Raw genomic sequence first — 20801 nt, 5'->3', positions numbered from 1 at the left:
GGGCCGCCGCCCGACCACTGCTCGGCGCCGTAGGTGCGCAGCACGAGGTCCTCGGGCACCCGGCCGACGGCATGGCCGAGCACCGCCGCGGCCCACGTGCACCGGGCGGAGTCGCCGCCGCCGCGGACCTCGGCGAACCGGCTCGCCGCCGTGCGCACCGCCGTCGCCGGGTCGGCCCGGTTGTCGACCAGGTGGGCGACGTGGGCCGCCACCTGGTGGCGCACCGCGTCGACCAGCAGGTTCACCAGGCCGGGGGGCAGGTCACGCTGGTCACCGAGGACGTCCTCGAGCGCCGCGCGGAACTCGGTCGGGTCGCTGACCAGGTAGCCACCGTGCCGGGCCACCAGCTCGCGGACCTCCTGATGGATCCACGGTGTGCTTCCGTTCATCGGTGCCTCGCTCCGCGCCCCGGCGGCGGACGAGGCCTGCCCGTCGTCCGTCCTGGGTCGAGGGTAGGAACGAAACCGCGTGCGCGGACGAGAACGCCGGCACCGGCCGGAGCACCCGCACGACCGGGCGCCGGAGGGTTGTCAGATCCGGCTCTTGCGAGCCGGGGGAGCCGGGGGAGCCGGGGGGTCCTCGGGGGCGAGCAGCCAGACCGTGGCGAGCGGCGGCACCGTGATCTCGGCGTACGCCGGGCTGCCGCCCGGGGCCCGCGCCTCGAGGTCGCCGGCGGCGACCGCCTCGACCGTGCCGAGGTTGCCGACGCCGGACCCGCCGTAGGCCTGGGCGTCGGTGTTGAGCACCTCCGTCCAGGCGCCGGCGCGGGGGAGACCCAGCCGGTAGGGCCCGTGGACGGCGTTGGCGAAGTTGGTGACGCACACCAGGTCGCGCTGTCCCTCGGCCCGGCGGACGAACGAGTAGGTGCTGTGCCCGGCGTCGTTGGCGTCGATCCAGGCGAAGCCCTCGGGCTTGTTGTCCTGCTGCCACAGCGCGGGCAGCTCGGCGTAACGGTGGTTGGCGTCGCGCACCATGCTCTGCAGCCCGCGGTGCTCGGGGTGCTGGAGGAGCCACCAGTCGAGCTCGCGCGACTCCGCCCACTCCGACTCCTGGCCGAACTCGGTGCCCATGAACACCAGCTGCTTGCCGGGGTGCGCCCACATGTAGGCGAGGTAGGCGCGCAGGTTGGCCAGCTGCTGCCACCGGTCGCCGGGCATCTTGCGCAGCAGCGAGCCCTTGCCGTGCACGACCTCGTCGTGGCTGAGCGGCAGGACGTAGTTCTCGGAGTAGGCGTAGACCAGGGCGAAGGTCAGCTCCTGGTGGTGGTAGGCGCGGTGGACCGGGTCGCGCTTGAGGTAGCCGAGCGAGTCGTGCATCCAGCCCATGTTCCACTTGAAGCCGAAGCCCAGCCCGCCGCCGGAGGTGACCCCGGTGACGCCCGGCCAGGAGGTCGACTCCTCGGCGACCGTCACCACGCCCGGCACCCGCTTGTAGACGGTGGCGTTGAGCTCCTGCAGGAACTGCACCGCCTCGAGGTTTTCGTGCCCGCCGTACTGGTTGGGCGACCACTCGCCGGGGTTGCGGGCGTAGTCGAGGTAGAGCATCGAGGCGACGCCGTCGACCCGCAGGCCGTCGGCGTGGAACTCCTCGAGCCAGTACAGCGCGTTGGCGACCAGGAAGTTGCGGACCTCGCGGCGGCCGAAGTCGAAGATGTGGGAACCCCACTCGGGGTGCCAGCCGCGCGTGGGGTCGGGGTGCTCGTAGAGCGGGGTCCCGTCGAAGCGGACCAGCGCCCAGTCGTCGGTCGCGAAGTGCCCGGGCACCCAGTCGAGGATCACGCCGATGCCGGCGCGGTGGAGGGCGTCGACGAGGCGGCGGAAGCCGTCGGGGTCGCCGAACCGGGAGTCGGGGGCGAAGTACGACGTCACGTGGTAGCCCCACGACCCGCCGAACGGGTGCTGCATGATCGGCATCAGCTCGACGTGCGTGAAGCCGAGGTCGGCGAGGTACGCCGGCAGCCCGTGCTCCGGGTCGGCGAGCTCGTCGTAGCTCCAGAACCGGCCGTCGGGGTGCCGCTTCCAGGACGCGGGGTGCATCTCGTAGACCGACATCGGCTCGTCGACGGGCTGCTTGGTGGACCGCTGCGCCATCCACTCCTGGTCCTGCCACTCGTGCTGGGAGGCGAAGACCCGGGAGCCGGTGGCCGGCGGCTGCTCGGCGAAGGACGCGAGCGGGTCGGCCTTCTGCCGCCAGATGCCGTCGGAGCCCTCGACGAGGTACTTGTACGTCGTGCCGCTCCCGGTGCCCGGCACGAACGTCTCCCAGACGCCCGACTGCTGCACGGGCTGCATCGGGTGGGCGTTGCCGTCCCAGGAGTTGAAGTCGCCGATGACCCGCACCGAGCGGGCGTTGGGCGCCCAGACCGCGAACGTCGTGCCGGGCACCGGCTCGCCGGTCTCGGGGTCGGGGAGCTCCTTGACGTGGGCGCCGAGCACCTGCCACAGCTGCTCGTGCCGGCCCTCGTTGACGAGGTGGATGTCGAACTCGCCCAGGGTGGTGGGGAAGACGCGTGGGGTCACGGTGTGCCGATCCTCGCGATAGCGGTCAGGGGGATCACCAGCCAGGTGGGCCGGTTGCGCGCCTCGTAGACGCACTCGTAGATCGCCTTGTCGGCGACGTACGCCGCGACGAGGACGCCCTCGTCGCGGGTGAGGTCACGGTCGCCGGCGTAGGCGCGGAGGAACGCCTCCTTGTTGCGGGCGGCCCACTCCTGGGCGCGCCGCTCGCGCTGGCCGGCGACGTCGGGGTCGTCCTCGGGCAGCGAGCTCGCGATCGCGTGCGGGGCGTAGTCGAACGAGCGGAGCATGCCGGCCACGTCGCGCCACGGCGAGTCGGGCAGCAGCCGCTCGGCGAGCGGCTTGGCGGGCTCGCCCTCGAAGTCGACGACCTTCCACCCTGCGACGGTGCGCAGGGTCTGCCCGAGGTGGAGGTCGCCGTGGATCCGGTGCACCGGCAGGTCGCCGAGCCCGGCCAGCGCGGCGAACGCGCCCCGCAGCCGATCGGCGTGCTCGGCGAGCTGGGGGACCACTTCGATGGCGGCGTCGAGGCGCTCGTTCATGCCGTCGGCCACCGACGCCGCGCCGGCCGCCGACGTCCCGAACGACGCCCGCATCTGCTCGTGCACCTCGGCCAGGGCGACCCCGAGCCGGGCGGACTCGGCGGCGAAGTCGCCGCCGACCTCGTCGGCGTGCAGGTCGGCCTCGGAGAACAGGTCCCGCACGCTCGCCAGGGCGAGCTCCCAGCCGTCGCTCGCCGTCCGCAGGAACTGCTGCAGCATCGCGAGGTGGAGGTCCTTGTGCTCGATCCAGCCGTAGAGGTGCGCCACGTGCGTCGACCCGGCCTCGGTCAACACCTTGTGGGTGGTGATGTCGGGGTTCTCGCCCGGCGTCAGCCGGCGGAACACCTTGAGCACCGAGTCCTCGCCGTAGAGGACGGTCGAGTTGGACTGCTCGCCACTGAAGACCGTGCTGTGGGCGTCGGGCTCGAGCTCGTGGTCGCCGATCCGCACGAACTCGACGCCCTCCGCCAGTGCCGGGTCGGCGAAGGCCTCCACGAAGCGCGCCATCGCCGTCCGGTCGTGCAGCGCGTCGTAGGCGTGCCGCCAGCCGAGGTCCGGCTCCTCCCACCAGCCCACGAACGCGTGGTCGAGCCGGCCCTCCGGGTCGGTGTAGAGCGCCAGCGGCACCTGGTAGAGCTCCTCGGAGGCGTCGTCGTAGACCACGGTCACGAGGTCGACGACCACCACCGGGTCGCCGGCCGGGTCGCCGACCAGGCCCAGGCGGCGTACGTCGCCGACGTCGAACTCCCTGCCCTTGCCGCCGAACCAGCGGGCGTCGGCGATGAACTCGCGGAGGTGGCCGTCGCGGCCGCGGGCATCCTCGGACATCACAGCACCGGCCTGTCGTTGTGCTCGGGGTCGGAGAGCCGGAACCAGTAGAACCCGTGCCCGCTCAGCGTCAGCAGGTAGGGCAGCTCGCCGATCCGCGGGAACGGGACGCCGCCGAGCAGCTCGACGGGCACCCGGCCCTCGTAGCGCCGCAGGTCGAGCTCCACCGGCTGCGGGAAGCGGGACAGGTTGTTGACGCACATGATCACGTCGCCCTCGGTCGAGGGGGTCCTGCGGGTCGTCGTACTCCCGGACGTAGGAGAGCACCGTCGGGTTCGAGCCACCGAGGTCGGTGAACGTGCCGAGCCCGAAGGCGGGGTGCTTGCTGCGGGCGTGGATCATGCGGCGGGTCCAGTGGAGCAGGGACGAGGCGTTCTCCAGCTCGGCCTCGACGTTGACGCTCTGGTACCCGTAGACGGGGTCCTGGATGACCGGCAGGTAGAGCTTCCCCGGCGTGGCCGAGGAGAACCCGGCGTTGCGGTCGGGCGTCCACTGCATCGGCGTGCGCACCCCGTCGCGGTCACCGAGCCAGATGTTGTCGCCCATCCCGATCTCGTCGCCGTAGTAGAGGACGGGGGAGCCCGGCAGCGACAGGAGCAGCGCGGTGAACAGCTCGATCTGGTTGGTGTCGTTGTCGAGCAGCGGCGCCAGCCGGCGGCGGATGCCGATGTTGGCCTTCATCCGCGGGTCCTTGGCGTACTCGCCCCACATGTAGTCGCGGTCCTCGTCGGTGACCATCTCCAGCGTCAGCTCGTCGTGGTTGCGCAGGAAGATGCCCCCACTGGCAGCCGTCGGGGATCGGCGGTGTCTGGTCGAGGATCTCCGAGATGGGGAACCGTGACTCCCGGCGCACCGCCATGAAGATGCGGGGCATCACCGGGAAGTGGAAGCACATGTGGCACTCGTCGCCCTTGCCGAAGTAGTCGACGACGTCGGCCGGCCACTGGTTGGCCTCGGCCAGCAGCACCCGCCCCGGGTAGTGGTCGTCGACGAACTTGCGCACCTTCTTGAGGAAGGTGTGCGTCTCCGGCAGGTTCTCGCCGTTGGTGCCCGGGCGCTCGTAGAGGTAGGGCACCGCGTCGAGCCGGAAGCCGTCGAGGCCCATCTCCAGCCAGAACCGCAGCGCGTCGAGGATCGCGTCGTGGACCCGGGGGTTGTCGAAGTTGAGGTCGGGCTGGTGGTGGAAGAACCGGTGCCAGAAGTACTGCCCCCGCACCGGGTCCCACGTCCAGTTCGACGGCTCGGTGTCGACGAAGATGATCCGCGCCTCCTGGTAGAGCTCGTCGGTGTCGGACCACACGTAGAAGTCGCCGTACGGCCCGTCCGGATCGCTGCGCGAGGCCTGGAACCACGGGTGCTGGTCGCTGGTGTGGTTCATGACGAAGTCGATGATCACGCGGATGCCGCGCTTGTGCGCCTCGTCGAGGAAGACCTGGAAGTCCTCGACCGTGCCGCACTCGGGCTGGATGCTGGTGTAGTCGGCGACGTCGTAGCCGCCGTCACGCAGCGGCGAGGTGAAGAACGGCGGCACCCACAGGCAGTCGACCCCCAGCCACTGCAGGTAGTCGAGCTTCTCGGTCAGGCCGCGGAAGTCGCCGACCCCGTCACCGTCGGAGTCGCGGAACGACCGGACGAGGACCTCGTAGAAGACGGCCGTGCGGTACCACTCCGGCTCGTCGTTGAGCACCACGTCGCTCACGGCACCACCCTGACCGTGAGGACGTGCGCGGGCTCGACGTGCGGGTCGAGGCGCACGTAGTTGTCGGCGCCCCAGTGCCAGTCCTGGCCGCTGAGCTCGTCGTGGACGGGGAACGTGCTGCCCGGGTCGAGGCCGAGCGCGGCCAGGTCGAGGTGGACGACGGTCTCCCGCGTGGCGTGCGGGTCGAGGTTGATCACGACGATCACCTTGTCGGACCCGGCGGTCTTGGAGAAGCAGAGGACGCCCTCGTCGTCGGTCGGGTGCACCACCAGGTTGCGCAGCAGCTGCAGCGCGGGGTGGGCGCGCCGGATCTCGTTGAGCCGGGTGAGGTACGGCGCCAGCGAGCGGCCCTCGCGTTCGGCGGCCTCCCAGTCGCGGACCCGCACCTGGTACTTCTCGGAGTCGAGGTACTCCTCGCTGCCCGGGCGCACCGCCACGTGCTCGAACAGCTCGTAGCCGCTGTAGACGCCCCAGCTCGGCGACCCGGTCGCCGCCAACGCCGCGCGGATCTTGAACGCCGGCGGGCCGCCGTACTGCAGGAACTCGTGGAGGATGTCGGGGGTGTTGACGAAGAAGTTGGGCCGCACCCGGTGGGCCGACTCCTGCGACACCTCCTGCAGGTAGTCGGCGACCTCCTCCTTCTCGGTGCGCCAGGTGAAGTACGTGTAGCTCTGGTGGAACCCGATGGCGCCGAGGGTCTGCAGCATCGGCGGCTTCGTGAACGCCTCGGAGAGGAACAGCACGTCCGGGTCGGTACCCCGGATCTCGGCCAACAGCCACTGCCAGAAGGCGACCGGCTTGGTGTGCGGGTTGTCGACGCGGAAGATGCGGACCCCGTGGTCCATCCAGTGCCGGACCACCCGCAGCACCTCCTGCGCGATGCCCTGCGGGTCGTTGTCGAAGTTGATCGGGTAGATGTCCTGGTACTTCTTCGGCGGGTTCTCCGCGTAGGCGATGGTGCCGTCGGCGCGGGTGGTGAACCACTCCGGGTGCTCGGTGACCCACGGGTGGTCGGGCGCGCACTGCAGCGCCAGGTCGAGCGCCACCTCGAGCCCCAGCTCGGCGGCGCGGGCGACGAACGCGTCGAAGTCGGCCAGCGTCCCGAGGTCGGGGTGGACGGCGTCGTGGCCGCCGTGCCGGCTGCCGATGGCCCACGGCGAGCCCGGGTCCTCCGGCCCCGGCGTCAGCGTGTTGTTGGGGCCCTTGCGGTTGACCTCGCCGATCGGGTGGATCGGCGGCAGGTAGACGACGTCGAAGCCCATCGCCGCGACCGCCTCCAGCCGCTCGGCCGCCGTGGTGAACGTGCCGCTCACGACCGAGCCCGTCGCGGGGTCGACCCGGGCGCCCTCGGAGCGCGGGAAGAACTCGTACCAGCTGCTGTAGAGCGCGCGCTGCCGGTCGGCGTACGCCGGGTAGGGGCCCTCGACGGTCACCAGCTCGCGGAGCGGGTGCGCGAGGAGGACCGCGGAGAGCTCCGGCGACTCCAGCTGCGCCAGCCGCGCGGCGACGGGCCGGCTGGTGTCGGCGGCCGCCGCGATCGCCGCGTGCACGACGCCCTTCTCGTCGTCGTCCAGGCCGGGGAGGCCGAGCACCCGCTCGAGGAGGAGCCGGCCCTCGGTGAACATCAGCTCCACGTCGACGTCGGCGCGGATCTTGATGCCGGCGTCGTGCTGCCAGGTGCCGACCGGGTCGGACCAGGCGTGCACCTCGAACGACCAGGCCCCCCCTGCTGGTCGGGCACGACCCAGGCCTCGTAGCGGTCGACCGAGAACCGGTCGGTGGTGGGCAGCCGGTGCATCCGCACCGGCGCCCGCCGGGTGCCGTCGGGGCCGATCAGCACCGCCTCGGCCCCGAGCCGGTCGTGTCCCTCGCGGAACACGGTCGCCGACACCGGGAACGGCTCGCCCACGGTCGCCTTGGCGGGCAGCCGGCCGAGGTCGAGCACGGGCATGACGTCGATCACCGGAATGCGTCCGACCATGGCCCCAAGCCAAGCGGGAGCGGGCAGCGCGTGCAAGCCGGGTGAGTCGGCGGCCGTTGGGTAGGAGTGGTCAGGTTGTGAGGTCCCACACGTCGACGAGGTCGCCGGCGCTCAGGGCGGTGACCTCGGCCGGGACGTCGACCAGGCAGTCGGCCCTCGCCAGCCAGCCCAGGAAGCCGGAGCCCGCGGGACCGCAGAGCGCCACGGTGCCCGCGTCGCGGTCGAGGACGCCCCGTCGGAGCTGGCGCTTCCCGGCGGGGGGAGGTGAGGTCCTCGACGATCGGCACCCGACGGACCGGGCGGTGCGGCCGCGGGTGCCCCAGCGCCGCGCGCAGCGCGGGACGGACGAACACCTCGAACGACACCAGCGAGCTGACCGGGTTGCCGGGGAGGCAGACGACGGTGGCGCCCCCGTAGCTGCCCGCGCCCTGCGGCATGCCGGGCTGCATCGCGACCTTCAGGAACTCCACCCCGCGCGGGGCGAGGGCTTCCTTGACGACCTCGTAGGCGCCGGCGCTGACCCCGCCCGAGGTCAGCAGCAGGTCGACCCCGCCCTCGCCGCCCTCGGTGCCACCGCCGAGCTCGTCGGCGAGGGTGCCGAGGAACGTCGGCACGTCGTCGGCCACCCACAGCCGGCGGCTCGCGATCCCCGCCCGCCTCCTCGACCGCGGCCGCCAGCATGGCGCCGTTCGCGTCGCGGATCTGGCCGGAGCCGGGCTCCGGGTCCTCGGCCAGCTCGGACCCGGTGGAGCACACCAGCACCCGCGGACGCCTGCGCACCGCGACCTCGGTGATCCCCAGCGCGGCGAGCAGCCCGAGCTGCGCCGGCCCGACGACGGTCCCCGCCGCGAGCACGGCGGCGCCCGGGGCGACGTCGCTGCCGGCCGGGCGGACGAACGTGCCGGCCGCGCGCTCGGCGGCGATCGCGACGACGTCGGTGCCGGCATCGGTCGCCTCCACCTCCACGACCGCGTCGGCGCCGCGGGGGACCGGGGCGCCGGTCATGATCCGGTGGGCGGTCCCCGGCGCGAGCTCGCCCACGGGGGCGCCGGCGGGGACGTCGGCGGCGACCGGCAGCCGGACCGGCCGGTCGGGCCCGGCGCCGGCGACGTCGGCGGCCCGGACGGCGTACCCGTCCATGGCGGAGTTGTCGAACGCCGGCAGCGGCTCGGCGGCGGCGACCGGCTCGGCCAGCACCAGCCCGGCGGCCTCGTCGACGCCCCGCCGTTCGACGGGCATGACGCCGAGCAGCTCGGCGACGCGGCGCTGGTGGTCGGGGACGGGCACGAGGGCGGACATCAGCGGCCACCCTAGTGCCGCCGGGCCGCCCCCGGGTGCCGTTGGCGGCGGACGACGGGCGGGGCAGCCCCCATGACTCCGCCCCGCCCGTCGTTGCCCCGTTCAACGGCGGAGCGTGACCGGCGTTACGTCGGGGGCGACCGCGCGGAGCCGGCCCGGTCGCACGGTGCGGCGGCCGACGGTGTTGTCACGATCACGGTCGTTGTTCGCCGCTTTCTTGGAACGTTCAAGTTCCGAGGGCTACCGTCGGTCCGTGCGAGCGATCAGGCGATTCACTGTCCGACCCGTGCTGCCCCCTGCCCTGGCCGCCCTGGGTGAGCTGGCGACCAACCTCCGGTGGTCGTGGCACCCGGAGACGCAGGACGTCTTCGCGGCGGTCGACCCGGAGCTGTGGGCCTCCTGCGCCCACGACCCGGCGCGGCTGCTGGGGGCCGTGCCCGCCGAGCGGTGGGAGGAGCTGGCCGGCGACGAGGGGTTCGTCCGCCGCCTCGGCGAGGTCCGCGCCGACCTCGAGGCCTACCTCACCGAGCCGCGGTGGTACCAGCGGGTCTCCCAGGAGCGGGAGCCCGACGCCGCCTGGCCCCGGCAGGTCGCGTACTTCTCCCCGGAGTTCGGCATCACCGCGGTGCTGCCGCAGTACTCCGGCGGCCTCGGCATCCTCGCCGGCGACCACCTCAAGGCGGCCAGCGACCTCGGCGTGCCGATCATCGGCGTCGGCCTGCTCTACCGGCACGGCTACTTCAAGCAGTCGCTCTCCCGCGAGGGCTGGCAGCAGGAGACCTACCCCGTGCTCGACCCCGACGGGCTGCCGATCTCGCTGCTCCACGAGCCCGACGGCAGCCGCGCCACCGTCTCGCTGCCGCTGCCCGACGGGCCGGACCTGCTCGCCCGGATCTGGGTCGCCAGCGTCGGCCGGGTGCCGCTGCTGATGCTCGACACCGACGTGGAGGGCAACCCCCAGCAGTACGTCGACATCACCGACCGGCTCTACGGCGGCAACTCCGAGCACCGGCTCCGGCAGGAGCTGCTCCTCGGCATCGGCGGCGTGCGCGCGCTGCGAACCTACTGCCGGATCACCGGCGCCCCGGAGCCGGAGGTGTTCCACACCAACGAGGGGCCACGCGGGGTTCCTCGGCATCGAGCGGATCCGCGAGCTCACGGTCGCCGAGGACGGTCCGCGCCTCGACTTCGACACCGCGCTCGAGGTCGGCCGCGCCTCGACCGTCTTCACCACCCACACCCCGGTGCCCGCCGGCATCGACCGGTTCCCCCGCACGCTCGTCGAGCAGTACTTCGGCGACGCCGGCCCCACGCCGGGCGTGCCCGTCGACCGGGTGCTCGCGCTCGGCGCCGAGGACTACGACGGCGGCGACTCGTCGGTGTTCAACATGGCGGTGATGGGCTTCCGGCTCGCGCAGCGGGCCAACGGCGTCTCCCAGCTCCACGGCCAGGTCAGCCGCGGGATGTTCAACGGGCTGTGGCCGGCGTTCGACGAGGCCGAGGTCCCGATCACCTCCATCACCAACGGCGTCCACGCGCCGACCTGGGTGGCGCGGGAGCTCTTCGACCTGGTGGCCGCGCACGGCGCCGACCTCGACAGCGACGACACCGACGCCGTCTGGTCGGCGGTCGACAAGGTGCCCTCCGCCGCCCTCTGGCAGGTCAAGCGCCGGCTGCGGGAGAAGCTGGTCCTCGACGCCCGGCGCCGGCTGAGCCGCTCGTGGGAGAAGCGGGGCGCCGCCCGGGCCGAGCTGGGCTGGATCGGCGACGCCCTCGACCCCGACGTCCTGACGATCGGCTTCGCGCGGCGGGTGCCGTCGTACAAGCGGCTCACGCTGATGCTCCGCGACCCCGAGCGGCTGCGCTCGCTGCTGCTCCACCCCGAGCGGCCGGTGCAGCTGGTGATCGCCGGCAAGTCGCACCCCGCCGACGACGGCGGCAAGCGGCTGATCCAGCAGCTGGTGAGCTTCGCCGACCAGGGAGGACGTCCGCCACCGGATCGTCTTCCTGCCCAACTACGACATCGCCATGGCCCAGCCGCTCTACCCCGGCTGCGACGTCTGGCTCAACAACCCGCTGCGGCCCTACGAGGCCTGCGGGACGTCGGGGATGAAGGCCGCCCTCAACGGCGGGCTCAACCTGTCGATCCTCGACGGCTGGTGGGACGAGTGGTTCGACGGCGACAACGGCTGGGCGATCCCGTCGGCCGACGGCCTCGACGACCCCGACCGCCGCGACGACCTCGAGGCCGCCGCGCTCTACGACCTGATCGAGCACGAGGTGGCCCCCCGGTTCTACGACGTCGACGGCGACGGCGTGCCGCGCCGCTGGGTCGAGATGATGCGCCACACCTGCCAGTCGCTCGGCCCCAAGGTGCTCGCCACCCGCATGGTCCGCGACTACGTCCGCCGGCTCTACACCCCGGCCACCGTCAACGCCCGCGCGCTCAACAGCGACTACGCGGGCGCTCGCGAGCTGGCGCACTGGAAGGCGAAGGTGCGCGGCGCCTGGCCGGGCGTCCGCGTCGAGCACGTCGAGTCCTTCGGGGTCGGCGACGCCCCCGAGGTCGGCACGCCGCTCACCGTCCGGTCCTACGTCGCCCTCGGCGACCTCACCCCCGGCGACGTCCAGGTGCAGCTGCTCCACGGCCTCGTGAACTCCGAGGACCAGCTCATCGACCCCGAGGTCACCGAGCTGCAGGCCGTGGAGACCTACGAGGGCGGTCGCCACCGCTACGACGGCGAGCTCGGCCTCGGCCGGTCCGGCCCGTTCGGCTACACCGTCCGGGTCGTCCCCGCGAACCCGCTGCTCGTCGCCCCCGCGGAGCTCGGGGTCGTCACCTTCGCCTGAGGCGGTTGGGCGAGCCTCGACTCGATGAGGTGAATCGAGGAGCGCGGTCGCTCGCCGCGGTGGTCGCGGCGCTTGGTTGCTCGCTCCGACCGGGCGCGAGGTCGGTTGGGGTCGTCGTTCTGTGGTCGGGGCCGAGACGGGGTACGACGAGGGGTGCGCGCCGCGGTCGGCCGGCGGCGTCGAGGGTGGCAGGAGGGTGTTCGGCCCACTCGTCGTCCACAGCGCCGATGAGCCGGTTCCCTCTCCACAGACGGCTTCTGAGCATCGGGCGGTGTCGGTGGCGGCGTGTTGACTAGGCCTCATGGAACTCGGGATGGACGCACCGGAGAGGACGCTCACGCACGAGCTCCTCGACGGCATCGCCGAGACCCACCACACCCTCGCGGAGCTGGAGCTCGCCAAGGTCCAGCAGGTCGCGCACTGGGCCAACCTCAACACCATCAGCTCCGCTGAGGGCGCGGCGACGCTCACGGAGCGGGGGCTCGACACCGGCCTCCCTGTGGCGGGTGAGGGTGCGCCGTTGATCAGCGACTTCGCGATCATCGAGCTCGCGCCCATCCTCGGCCGCCCCCTCGATTCGGCCCGCTCCTACGTGGGTTGCGTCGTGGAGCTGAGCCACCGGCTGCCGCAGATCTGGGCCAGGGTCGAAGAGGGGCTGGTGCCGGTGTGGAAAGCGCTGCGGATCGCCGACCAGACCCGGCTCCTCAACCACGAAGCGGTCGGGTTCGTCGACCACCACCTCGCCCCGTTCGTAGCGGGGTGTTCGTGGGCGCAGATCGACCGGCTCGTCGAGGAGGCGATCACCCGGTTCCAGCCCGATCTCGCCGAAGCCCGCCGCCGGCGTGCGGAGGAGTCTCGACGGTTCGACATCGACCTCGACCACGCCGGCACCGAGGGTGTGGTGCCGGTCGACGGCGTCCTCGACACCGCCGACGCGATGGATCTCGAGCGGGCGGTTGCCGCGAAGGCGAAGGAGCTCGCGTCACTCGGCGATGAGGACTCCCTCGACGTCCGCCGTGCGAAGGCGGTCGGTGAGATCGCCCGCGACCAGCTCACCCTCGACCTCGCCGGCGACGACGCTGACGGCGACCAGCCGGAGCACCCGCGCCCGGTCGCCGGACGCGGCATCGAGCTGTTCGTCCACCTCACCGACACCGCCCTCAGCGACGACGCCGCCGCATCCGAAGGGGCGTGTGTCGGTCGGTTGCAAGACCTGCAGGTTCCCGTCACCGCCGAGCAGATCCGTCAGTGGTGTGGTGCGGCGGGGCGGATCATCGTCCGCCCGGTCCTCGACCTCGCCGACTGCGAGCCCATCGACGCCTACGAAGTGCCCGACCGCCACCGCCGGATCGTGGTCCAGCGTGACCACCACTGTGTGTTCCCCGGGTGCACCAAGCGCGCCGAACGCAGCGACGTCGACCACATCCAGCCGCACGCCCACGGTGGCGAGACGTGTCCGTGCAACTTGGCAGCCCTGTGTCGCGGTCATCATCGGGCCAAGACCCATGCCGGCTGGAGCTACGAACGCCTCGCCCCGACGGTCTACCTGTGGACCAGCCCGTCTCGGCACCGCTACCTCGTCACCGCCGCCGTCACCCGGGCCCTCGACCCCGGTGACGACGCCGGCACCGACCCGCCCGAGCAATAGGCACCGCGCCCAGCACCCCCGCCCGACTCGGCGGGGCCAGCGGCATGCCCGGTCACCGCCTCGCGGGCCTGCGCGGTGGATCCCCGTCACCAGGTGACCGCGATCAACCGCACAACCCGGGCCCCTGCGCTTCCGCCCAGCGCCAGCCGCGGACGTCATACGCACCGAGGGCGATCGCCCACGATCCGCATGACGTCCCCGGGCGCCGCGACCCCCGCGGCGAGCGCCCACGCTGCTCGTTCTTCTCCACGGTCGAGGTATGACCGCCGGCTACTCCTCCTGCAGCACCACGACGCAGCGCGGGCCGATGAGCAGCTCGCCGCCGACCTCGATGGGGGTGCCGACGGGGAGGTCGGGGTCGGTCGAGACGACGACCCGGCCCTCGTGGACCCAGTCGTTCTCGGGGGAGGAAGACGGCGCACGGCTCGGGGCCGGCGTGGAACCACATGAGGAACGAGGAGTCGAGCAGCTGCTCGCCGCGCGGACCGGGCTCGCGCAGGGGCTTGCCGGAGACGAACATGCCGACGGTGCGCAGGCCCGCGTCGTGCCAGTCGTCGTCGGTCATCTCGCGGCCGGTGGGGTGCAGCCAGGCGACGTCCTTGGGGCCGCCGACGATGGTGGGCCGCCCCTCGAACCAGTGCCGTTGCCGCAGCGTCTGGTGGTCCCGGCGGAGCCGGAGCGCCGCCTTCGTGACCTCGTAGACGTCGAGCCAGGCGCCGAAGCCGCCGTCGGCGCTCCAGTCGACCCACGAGGTCTCGTTGTCCTGGCAGTAGGCGTTGTTGTTGCCGCCCTGGCTGCGGCCGCGCTCGTCGCCGGCGGTGAGCATCGGGACGCCGTTGGACAGGCAGAGGGTGGCCATCAGGTTGGCCGCCTGCCGGCGGCGCAGCGCGACGACCGCGTGGTCGTCGGTCTCGCCCTCGACGCCGTGGTTCCACGAGCGGTTGTCGTCGGTGCCGTCGCGGTTGTCCTCGCCGTTGGCCTCGTTGTGCTTGTGGTCGTAGGAGACCAGGTCGCGGACCGTGAAGCCGTCGTGGGCGGTGACGAAGTTCACCGAGTTGTACGCCGACCGGCCGTCGTCGGCGTAGAGGTCGGAGGAGCCCGCGAGCCGGGTGGCGAGGGAGTGGACGCCGGTGGTGTGGCCGCGCCAGAAGTCGCGGACCGTGTCGCGGTACTGGTCGTTCCACTCCACCCACGGCGGGGGCATGCGGCCCACGAGGTAGCCGCCCATCGAGGTGTCCCACGGCTCGGCGATCAGCTTCACGTGCCGCAGCACGGGGTCCTGGCCCATGGCGACGAGCAGCTTGCAGGACATGTCGATCTCGGTGCCGCTGCGGGTGAGGGCCGACATCAGGTCGAACCGGAACCCGTCGACGTGCATCTCGGTGACCCAGTAGCGCAGGGAGTCGAGGATCAGGCGGAGCGCCTGCGGGTCCTCGGTGTTGACGGTGTTGCCGCAGCCGGTGACGTCCCAGTAGGTGTCGTCGAAGTCGCCGTTGCCGGCGGCGGGCGGCACCCGGCGGTAGAAGCCGCGGTCGTCGAAGCCGCGGAAGCACAGGGTCGGGCCCTGGGGTCCCGCCTCGGCGGTGTGGTTGTAGACGACGTCGAGGATGACCTCGATGCCGGCGCGGTGGAGCGACTTCACCATCTGCTTGAACTCGGTGACCTGCTGGCCGCGGTCGCCCGCGGAGGAGTACGCGCCGTGCGGTGCGAAGTAGCCGAGGGAGTTGTAGCCCCAGTAGTTGGTGGTGCCGCGCTCGAGCAGCGCGGGCTCGGAGAAGAACTGGTGGACGGGGGAGCAGCTCGACGGCGGTCACGCCGAGGTCGGTGAGGTAGTCGGTCACGACGGGGTGCCCGAGGCCGGCGTACGTGCCGCGGAGCTCCTCGGGGATCCGGTCGTGGAGCGCGGTGAAGCCCTTGACGTGCAGCTCGTAGATGACGGTGTCGCGCCACCGACGCCGCATCGGGGGTGTCGCCCTCCCAGTCGAACGCCGGGTCGACCACGACGCTGCGGGCCGTCGAGCCGGCGGAGTCGAGCGGGCTCGGCTGCGTCGGGTCGGCGACGTCGTAGCCGAGCACCTCGGGGCCGGCGGCGACGTCGCCGGAGACGGCGAGGCCGTAGGGGTCGAGCAGCAGCTTCTGCGGGTTGAACCGCAGCCCCCGGGCCGGGTCCCACGGCCCGGCGACGCGGCAGCCGTAGCGGGTGCCCGGCGCGATGCCGGGCAGCGCGCCGTGCCAGATGCCGAGCGACTGCTCGGTGAGCAGGTGGCGCTGCTCACCGCCCTCCTCGTCGAAGACGCACAGCCACACGTCGGTCGCCTGCGGGGCGTGGACGGCGAAGTTCGTCGACTCCGGGGTCCACGTGGCGCCGAGCGGCCAGTTGCGTCCTGGCCACACGGCTGCTCGCTCTCCGAGGCTGCGCCACAGACCAGCACTCATGGGCCCGATTCTGCCGGGTACCGGGTCAGGGTGCCTCCTCGGCTCTTGTCCATCTGCCGCGATTCCGTGACCTGCGAGGGTGCGGGACGGCACAATGCCCTCCCAACGGGCCAGACCAGACCAGATCAGCCCCGACAGCAGGGTGGCCCGGGCATCACCCACGGCCGACACCCCTCCCGACGAGTAGGAGCCCCATGACCGGCGAGTTCGTGCGACTCGAGGTGGCCGACGGTGTCGGCACCATCCGGCTCGACCGTCCGAAGATGAACGCGATCAGCTTCCAGGTGCAGAACGAGCTGCTGGTGGCCGCCGCGGAGGCGAGCGCCCGCGACGACGTGCGGGCGGTCGTGCTGTGGGGCGGCGAGCGGGTCTTCGCGGCCGGCAACGACGTCAAGGAGATGGCGGAGCTGTCGTACGTCGACATGGTCGACCGGGTCGACCAGGTCCAGGGGGCCGTGACCGCGATCGCCCGGATCCCGAAGCCGGTCGTCGCGGCGGTCAACGGCTACGCCCTCGGCGGCGGGTGCGAGCTGGCGCTCGCGGCCGACCTGCGGTTCGCCGCGGAGGACGCCGTGCTCGGGCAGCCGGAGGTGCTGCTCGGGATCATCCCCGGTGCGGGCGGCACCCAGCGGCTCGCCCGCCTGGTGGGCCCCGCCCGGGCCAAGAACCTGGTCTTCACCGGCCGGTTCGTGAAGGCGGAGGAGGCGAAGGCGATCGGGCTGGTCGACGAGGTGCACCCGGCCGACCAGGTCTACGACGCCGCGGTCGCCTGGGCCGCGAAGTTCCGCCACGCCGCGCCGTACGCCCTCCGCGCCGCCAAGGAGAGCATCGACCGCGGTCTCGACGGCGACCTCGAGACCGGTCTGGCGATCGAGCGCCAGCAGTTCGCCGCGGTGTTCGCCACCGAGGACCGGACCACGGGCATGCGGTCGTTCGTCGAGAACGGCCCCCGGCAAGGCGAAGTTCGAAGGACGGTGACCGGCATGGCGGAGAAGACCGAGCGAACGACCAAGACACCCGGAGCCTCCGGACCCGACAAGCCGTCGAGGTCGGCGAGCCTCGGGGTGGCGCGCGTCCCGCAGCATCGTGTCGCGCGTCGTGTGGACGGTCTGCCTGCTGCTCGCGCTGGTCCTCGCGACGGCCGCCTTCACGATCGCGCTCGACGCCAACCAGGACAACCAGCTGGTGCAGATCATCGGCGACCTGGCCGACGCGTTCGACCTCGGCTTCTTCGACCTCGACGAGCCGGTCAAGGAGTTCGACGACCCCAACGGCCACGTCAAGACCGCCCTCTTCAACTACGGCATCGCCGCTGTGGTCTACCTCATCATCGGCCGGTTCCTCGAGCGCCTGATCCGTCCCTGACCGTCGGCCGGGGGCCGCCCGGCCGTGTGAGGTAGTCCACGCCTGCTCGGTCACCGCCGTGGAGAACCGGGCGGTAACCTGCCCAGTGCTGTCCGCAACGGACCACACCTGGTCCCCGCACGGGGGACTCACGAGTGCAGGAAGGGGCCGGCCCGGCCACAACCATGAACATTGTCGTCTGTGTGAAGTACGTGCCCGACGCCACCGCCGACCGGCGGTTCGAGTCGGACAACACCGTTGACCGCGTGGGCGTCGACGGGCTCCTGTCGGAGCTCGACGAGTACGCCGTCGAGCAGGCGCTGCAGCTGAAGGAGAAGCGCGCCGACGAGGAGGTCACCGTCACCGCGCTGACCGTGGGCCCGGAGAAGGCCGTCGACGCGGTGCGCAAGGCGCTGCAGATGGGCGCCGACCAGGGCGTGCACGTCCAGGACGAGGCCATCGCGGGCTCGGACTACGTGGCGACGTCGCTGGTGCTCGCCAAGGCCATCGAGAAGGTCGGCCGCCCGGACGTCGTGATGTGCGGGATGGCGTCGACCGACGCCTCGGGCGGGGTGCTGCCGGCGATGCTGGCCGAGCGCCTGGGCCTGCCGCAGGTCACCCTGGCGTCGGTCGTCGAGACCCAGGGCGACCAGGTGCGCATCAAGCGCGACGGCGACACGGCCACCGAGGTGGTCGGCGCCACGATGCCGCTGGTGCTGTCGGTCACCGACCAGTCGGGCGAGGCCCGCTACCCGTCGTTCAAGGGCATCATGGCGGCGAAGAAGAAGCCGCTGGAGACCTACGCGCTCAGCGACCTCGGCGTGGACGCGGGCCAGGTCGGCCTCGAGGCCGCCTGGACCGCCGTCGAGGAGACCGCGGCACGGCCGCCGCGGACCGCCGGCGAGATCGTCAAGGACGAGGACGGCTCGGGCGCGACGGCGCTGGTCGAGTTCCTCGCCTCCAAGAAGTTCATCTGAGGAGCTGAGTAGAGATGTCCGAAGTTCTGGTTCTGGTCGACCACGTCGACGGCGCGGTCCGCAAGCCGACGTACGAGCTCCTCGCGATCGCCAAGCGCATCGGCGCCCCCTCGGCGGTGTTCATCGGCGGCGCCGACAAGGCCGCCGAGGTCGCCGACAAGGTGAAGGCCTACGGCGCCGAGAAGGTCTACGTCGTCGACGACAGCGAGATCCGTGGCTACCTGGTGGCCCCGAAGGCGGAGGCGCTGGCGCAGGTCGCCGACAAGGCCGAGGGTCCGGCCGCGATCCTCGTGCCGTCCACCTCGGAGGGCAAGGAGGTCGCCGCCCGGCTCGCGATCAAGCTGGAGTCCGGCCTGATCACCGACGCCGTCGACGTCCAGGTGGAGGACGGCACCCCGGTCACCACCCAGTCGGTGTTCGCCGGCAACTACACGGTGAAGGCCAAGGTCACCAAGGGCACGCCGATCATCACCGTCAAGCCCAACGCCGCCTCTCCGGAGGAGGGCGCTGGCGCCGGTGCCGTGGAGGAGGTCGCCGTGGCCGTCTCCGACGCCGCGAAGGGCGCTCAGGTCGTCGCCTCGCAGCCGCGTCAGTCCACCGGCCGCCCGGAGCTGACCGAGGCCGCGATCGTGGTCTCCGGCGGTCGTGGCACCGGCGGTGACTTCACCGCTGTCGAGGCGCTCGCGGACTCCCTCGGCGCGGCCGTGGGCGCCTCCCGCGCGGCGGTCGACTCCGGCTGGAAGCCGCACACCTTCCAGGTGGGCCAGACCGGCAAGACGGTCTCGCCGCAGCTCTACGTCGCCAACGGCATCTCCGGTGCGATCCAGCACCGGGCCGGCATGCAGACCTCGAAGACGATCGTGGCCGTCAACAAGGACGAGGAGGCCCCGATCTTCGAGCTCGTCGACTTCGGCGTGGTCGGCGACCTCCACGCCGTGCTGCCGAAGGCCACGGAGGAGATCGAGAAGCGCAAGGGCTGAGCCCCCGCAGGACGACGAACGCCCCGGCCGGTCTCCCGGCCGGGGCGTTCTGTCGTGTCAGTGGCGGTGCCGCGCCGCCGGGAAGTGCTCCGAGCCCTCGGTGACGATCCCGATCGGCTCGATGCTGCGGATCTTGCGGGCGCCCTCCTTGCCTCCGATGCACACCTTCCGCTTGTAGACGTTGTTGGTGTAGTCGGACTCGACGAGGATCCGCGAGCCCGCGATCGCCGGATTGCCCTCGACGATGACGTCGTAGCAGCCGTTGGGCAGGCTCTTGAGGTTGAACGACTGCCCGGCGCGGAACTGGGCGTAGGTGTCGCCCCAGCCCGACTGCAGCACCTCGCGGATGGCGCGTGAGTCGCGGTCACCGCAGGCGGAGCCCAGGTCGACCTCCTCGGTGTGGACGTCGGCACCGTCGACGGTCAGGTCCACGGCGTCGGTCGGCGCGAGGCAGAACGCCTCCTTGCGCGACTTCGAGTGGTGGCCGGGGTCGCCGTGGTCCGGGTCGTGGCCGTGCGGCACCAGGGTGTAGCGGGCGAAGGACTGGAAGTGCCAGTGCAGGTGCGTCGGCTTCGGGTCCCACTCGAACCCGCCGACGGCGACGTACTCCGGCCGCTGCGTCCCGTCGGGCTCGAAGAAGTACTGGTACCCGTCCATGTAGGCCTGCTTGGGCCGCCGGAAACCGTCGACCACCAGCGGGCTGTCACCGGCGTTCCACACCGTCGCCGAGAACTGCAGGAAGTTGCCGTTGGGGGAGATCTGCATCCCCCACGCCGGCAGGGCCCGCAGGTCGGGCAGCGGAGTGTCGTCGGGGAGCTCGTCCGGCGTCACCGCCGCAGCCGGGGAAGGAGCCCGTCGGGCCGGGTCCTCGGCGATCCCGCCGGTGCGTCCGGACGACTGCTGCGCTCGCTGCCGGCCCTTGCCCTCGCCCTCGTCGTACCCACGGACGACCAGGCGCTGCGTGGCGGTGCGCTCGGCCTCCGAGAGCCCGAAGGCGTCGGCCCACTTGTCCGCGATCCGCACCGTGACGTCGTAGCGGCCGCGCCCGATCGGGAGCGCGCCCCAGGGGTTCATCGCGGTCCCCGCGTGCCCCGCCTCGAGCCCCTGCACGGCTCCGGTCGCGAACGGGTTGAAGTTGTACTCGCACTGGCCGGGGAACGGCGAGGTCGCCGGCGCGTCCGGCCGCACCCGCTGCGAGTCGCCGCCGAGGCAGCCGCCGCGCACCACGCGGAACGGCTTCCGCGGGCCGACGGGGTCGACGCGGAGGACGATGAACTTCTGCAGACGGTTGAACTTGCTGTGGTTCCGGCCGATCACCACGTCGCCGGCCGGGTCTCCCTCCGGGTCCTTCCAGGTGACCGTGATCTTCTTGTCGTAGGAGCTGCGCTGGAGCCACAGCTCCGTGGGCCGGTCGCCGCCGACCAGCCGGATGCCGAGGTCGTCCCAGACCCGGTCGTCGCCGCCGTAGGCGACGCGGCGCTTCGGGACGCTGAGCGTGAACGGCGGGTCGTCGTCGGCGGCGACGGCGATCGGCGTCGCGCCGACGGTGCCGGTGGTGAGTCCGGCGGTCAGGGCGGTGGGCGCTGCGAGCGCCAGCACCGCGACGAGGACGCGACGCAGAGGTCGGCGTCGGGTGGGTCGATCGGTCACGGGGTGTTCCTCTCCGAGAGCAGGGGCGGCGGAGTGCCGCTGAACTGACTG

At 72.2% G+C, this 20801-nt stretch carries 13 protein-coding genes and 4 pseudogenes; 7 read left to right on the top strand and 10 right to left on the bottom strand.

What is annotated here, in order from left to right; translation table 11 throughout:
• Positions 1-530: 530 nt before the first annotated feature.
• The 7 genes and pseudogenes from glgB to MF408_RS01095 form a co-directional block, all read right to left on the bottom strand.
• Positions 531-2519 (bottom strand): 1,4-alpha-glucan branching protein GlgB, encoded by a 1989-nt coding sequence (gene glgB, locus MF408_RS01120; RefSeq protein WP_240249927.1) that lies wholly within the window; start codon positions 2517-2519, stop codon positions 531-533.
• The gene (locus MF408_RS01115; protein ID WP_240249926.1) at positions 2516-3886 is read right to left on the bottom strand and encodes a hypothetical protein; all 1371 of its coding nucleotides are present in this window, start codon (positions 3884-3886) and stop codon (positions 2516-2518) included. The genes glgB and MF408_RS01115 overlap by 4 nt, the downstream gene beginning before the upstream one ends.
• Positions 3886-5585, bottom strand: a pseudogene (gene treS, locus MF408_RS01110) (maltose alpha-D-glucosyltransferase). Before treS ends, MF408_RS01115 begins: the two are co-directional and overlap by 1 nt.
• Positions 5582-7291, bottom strand: coding sequence for a maltotransferase domain-containing protein (locus MF408_RS01105; RefSeq protein WP_275693313.1), 1710 nt, complete (start codon positions 7289-7291; stop codon positions 5582-5584). Before MF408_RS01105 ends, treS begins: the two are co-directional and overlap by 4 nt.
• Positions 7210-7566 carry a maltotransferase domain-containing protein gene (locus tag MF408_RS24710; protein ID WP_275693312.1) on the bottom strand — a complete coding sequence of 119 codons (357 nt, stop codon included), beginning with the start codon at positions 7564-7566 and terminating at the stop codon, positions 7210-7212. Before MF408_RS24710 ends, MF408_RS01105 begins: the two co-directional genes overlap by 82 nt.
• Entirely contained in the window at positions 7545-8180 is a 636-nt protein-coding gene (locus tag MF408_RS01100) for a molybdopterin-binding protein (RefSeq protein WP_275693421.1), read from the bottom strand. The genes MF408_RS24710 and MF408_RS01100 overlap by 22 nt, the downstream gene beginning before the upstream one ends.
• A gap of 193 nt (positions 8181-8373) precedes the next feature.
• Positions 8374-8865 (bottom strand): annotated as a pseudogene (locus tag MF408_RS01095) (molybdopterin molybdenumtransferase MoeA); the annotation flags it as partial.
• 115 nt (positions 8866-8980) lie between these two features.
• Here MF408_RS01095 and glgP (MF408_RS26445) point away from each other — a divergent pair.
• From glgP (MF408_RS26445) to MF408_RS01085, 4 genes and pseudogenes are all read left to right on the top strand, one after another.
• Positions 8981-9922 (top strand): annotated as a pseudogene (gene glgP, locus MF408_RS26445) (alpha-glucan family phosphorylase); the annotation flags it as partial.
• A 79-nt stretch (positions 9923-10001) separates the two neighbouring features.
• Positions 10002-10784 (top strand): annotated as a pseudogene (gene glgP / locus MF408_RS26440) (alpha-glucan family phosphorylase); the annotation flags it as partial.
• 109 nt (positions 10785-10893) lie between these two features.
• Positions 10894-11715 carry a hypothetical protein gene (locus tag MF408_RS26435; protein ID WP_345893820.1) on the top strand — a complete coding sequence of 274 codons (822 nt, stop codon included), beginning with the start codon at positions 10894-10896 and terminating at the stop codon, positions 11713-11715.
• A gap of 313 nt (positions 11716-12028) precedes the next feature.
• Entirely contained in the window at positions 12029-13363 is a 1335-nt protein-coding gene (locus MF408_RS01085) for an HNH endonuclease signature motif containing protein (protein ID WP_240249925.1), read from the top strand.
• 103 nt (positions 13364-13466) lie between these two features.
• Here MF408_RS01085 and MF408_RS01080 read toward each other — a convergent pair whose 3' ends face one another.
• Together MF408_RS01080 and MF408_RS01075 are read right to left on the bottom strand one after the other, a co-directional pair.
• Complete coding sequence (locus MF408_RS01080; RefSeq protein ID WP_240249924.1) at positions 13467-15008, bottom strand: alpha-amylase family glycosyl hydrolase; 1542 nt, start codon at positions 15006-15008, stop codon at positions 13467-13469.
• Positions 15002-15799: a hypothetical protein gene (locus tag MF408_RS01075; protein ID WP_240249923.1), complete on the bottom strand. Its 798-nt coding sequence runs from the start codon at positions 15797-15799 to the stop codon at positions 15002-15004. The genes MF408_RS01080 and MF408_RS01075 overlap by 7 nt, the downstream gene beginning before the upstream one ends.
• A gap of 194 nt (positions 15800-15993) precedes the next feature.
• Between MF408_RS01075 and MF408_RS01070 the strand changes: the two genes are divergently transcribed.
• From MF408_RS01070 to MF408_RS01060, 3 genes are all read left to right on the top strand, one after another.
• Positions 15994-17199, top strand: coding sequence for an enoyl-CoA hydratase/isomerase family protein (locus MF408_RS01070; RefSeq protein ID WP_240249922.1), 1206 nt, complete (start codon positions 15994-15996; stop codon positions 17197-17199).
• 147 nt (positions 17200-17346) lie between these two features.
• Positions 17347-18120: an electron transfer flavoprotein subunit beta/FixA family protein gene (locus MF408_RS01065; protein WP_240249921.1), complete on the top strand. Its 774-nt coding sequence runs from the start codon at positions 17347-17349 to the stop codon at positions 18118-18120.
• A gap of 14 nt (positions 18121-18134) precedes the next feature.
• Entirely contained in the window at positions 18135-19100 is a 966-nt protein-coding gene (locus tag MF408_RS01060) for an electron transfer flavoprotein subunit alpha/FixB family protein (RefSeq protein WP_240249920.1), read from the top strand.
• Between the two features lie 57 nt (positions 19101-19157).
• Here the strand turns inward: MF408_RS01060 and MF408_RS01055 are convergent, their stop codons facing one another.
• On the bottom strand, positions 19158-20750 hold the full coding sequence (locus MF408_RS01055) for a hypothetical protein (RefSeq protein WP_240249919.1): 1593 nt from the start codon (positions 20748-20750) through the stop codon (positions 19158-19160).
• Between the last annotated feature and the right edge of the window lie 51 nt (positions 20751-20801).

The organism is Nocardioides sp. TF02-7, assembly GCF_022437945.1.
Lineage (GTDB): Bacteria > Actinomycetota > Actinomycetes > Propionibacteriales > Nocardioidaceae > Nocardioides.
The sequence above is the reverse complement of the archived record's forward strand: the minus strand, read 5'-3'. Positions and strand labels throughout refer to the sequence as shown.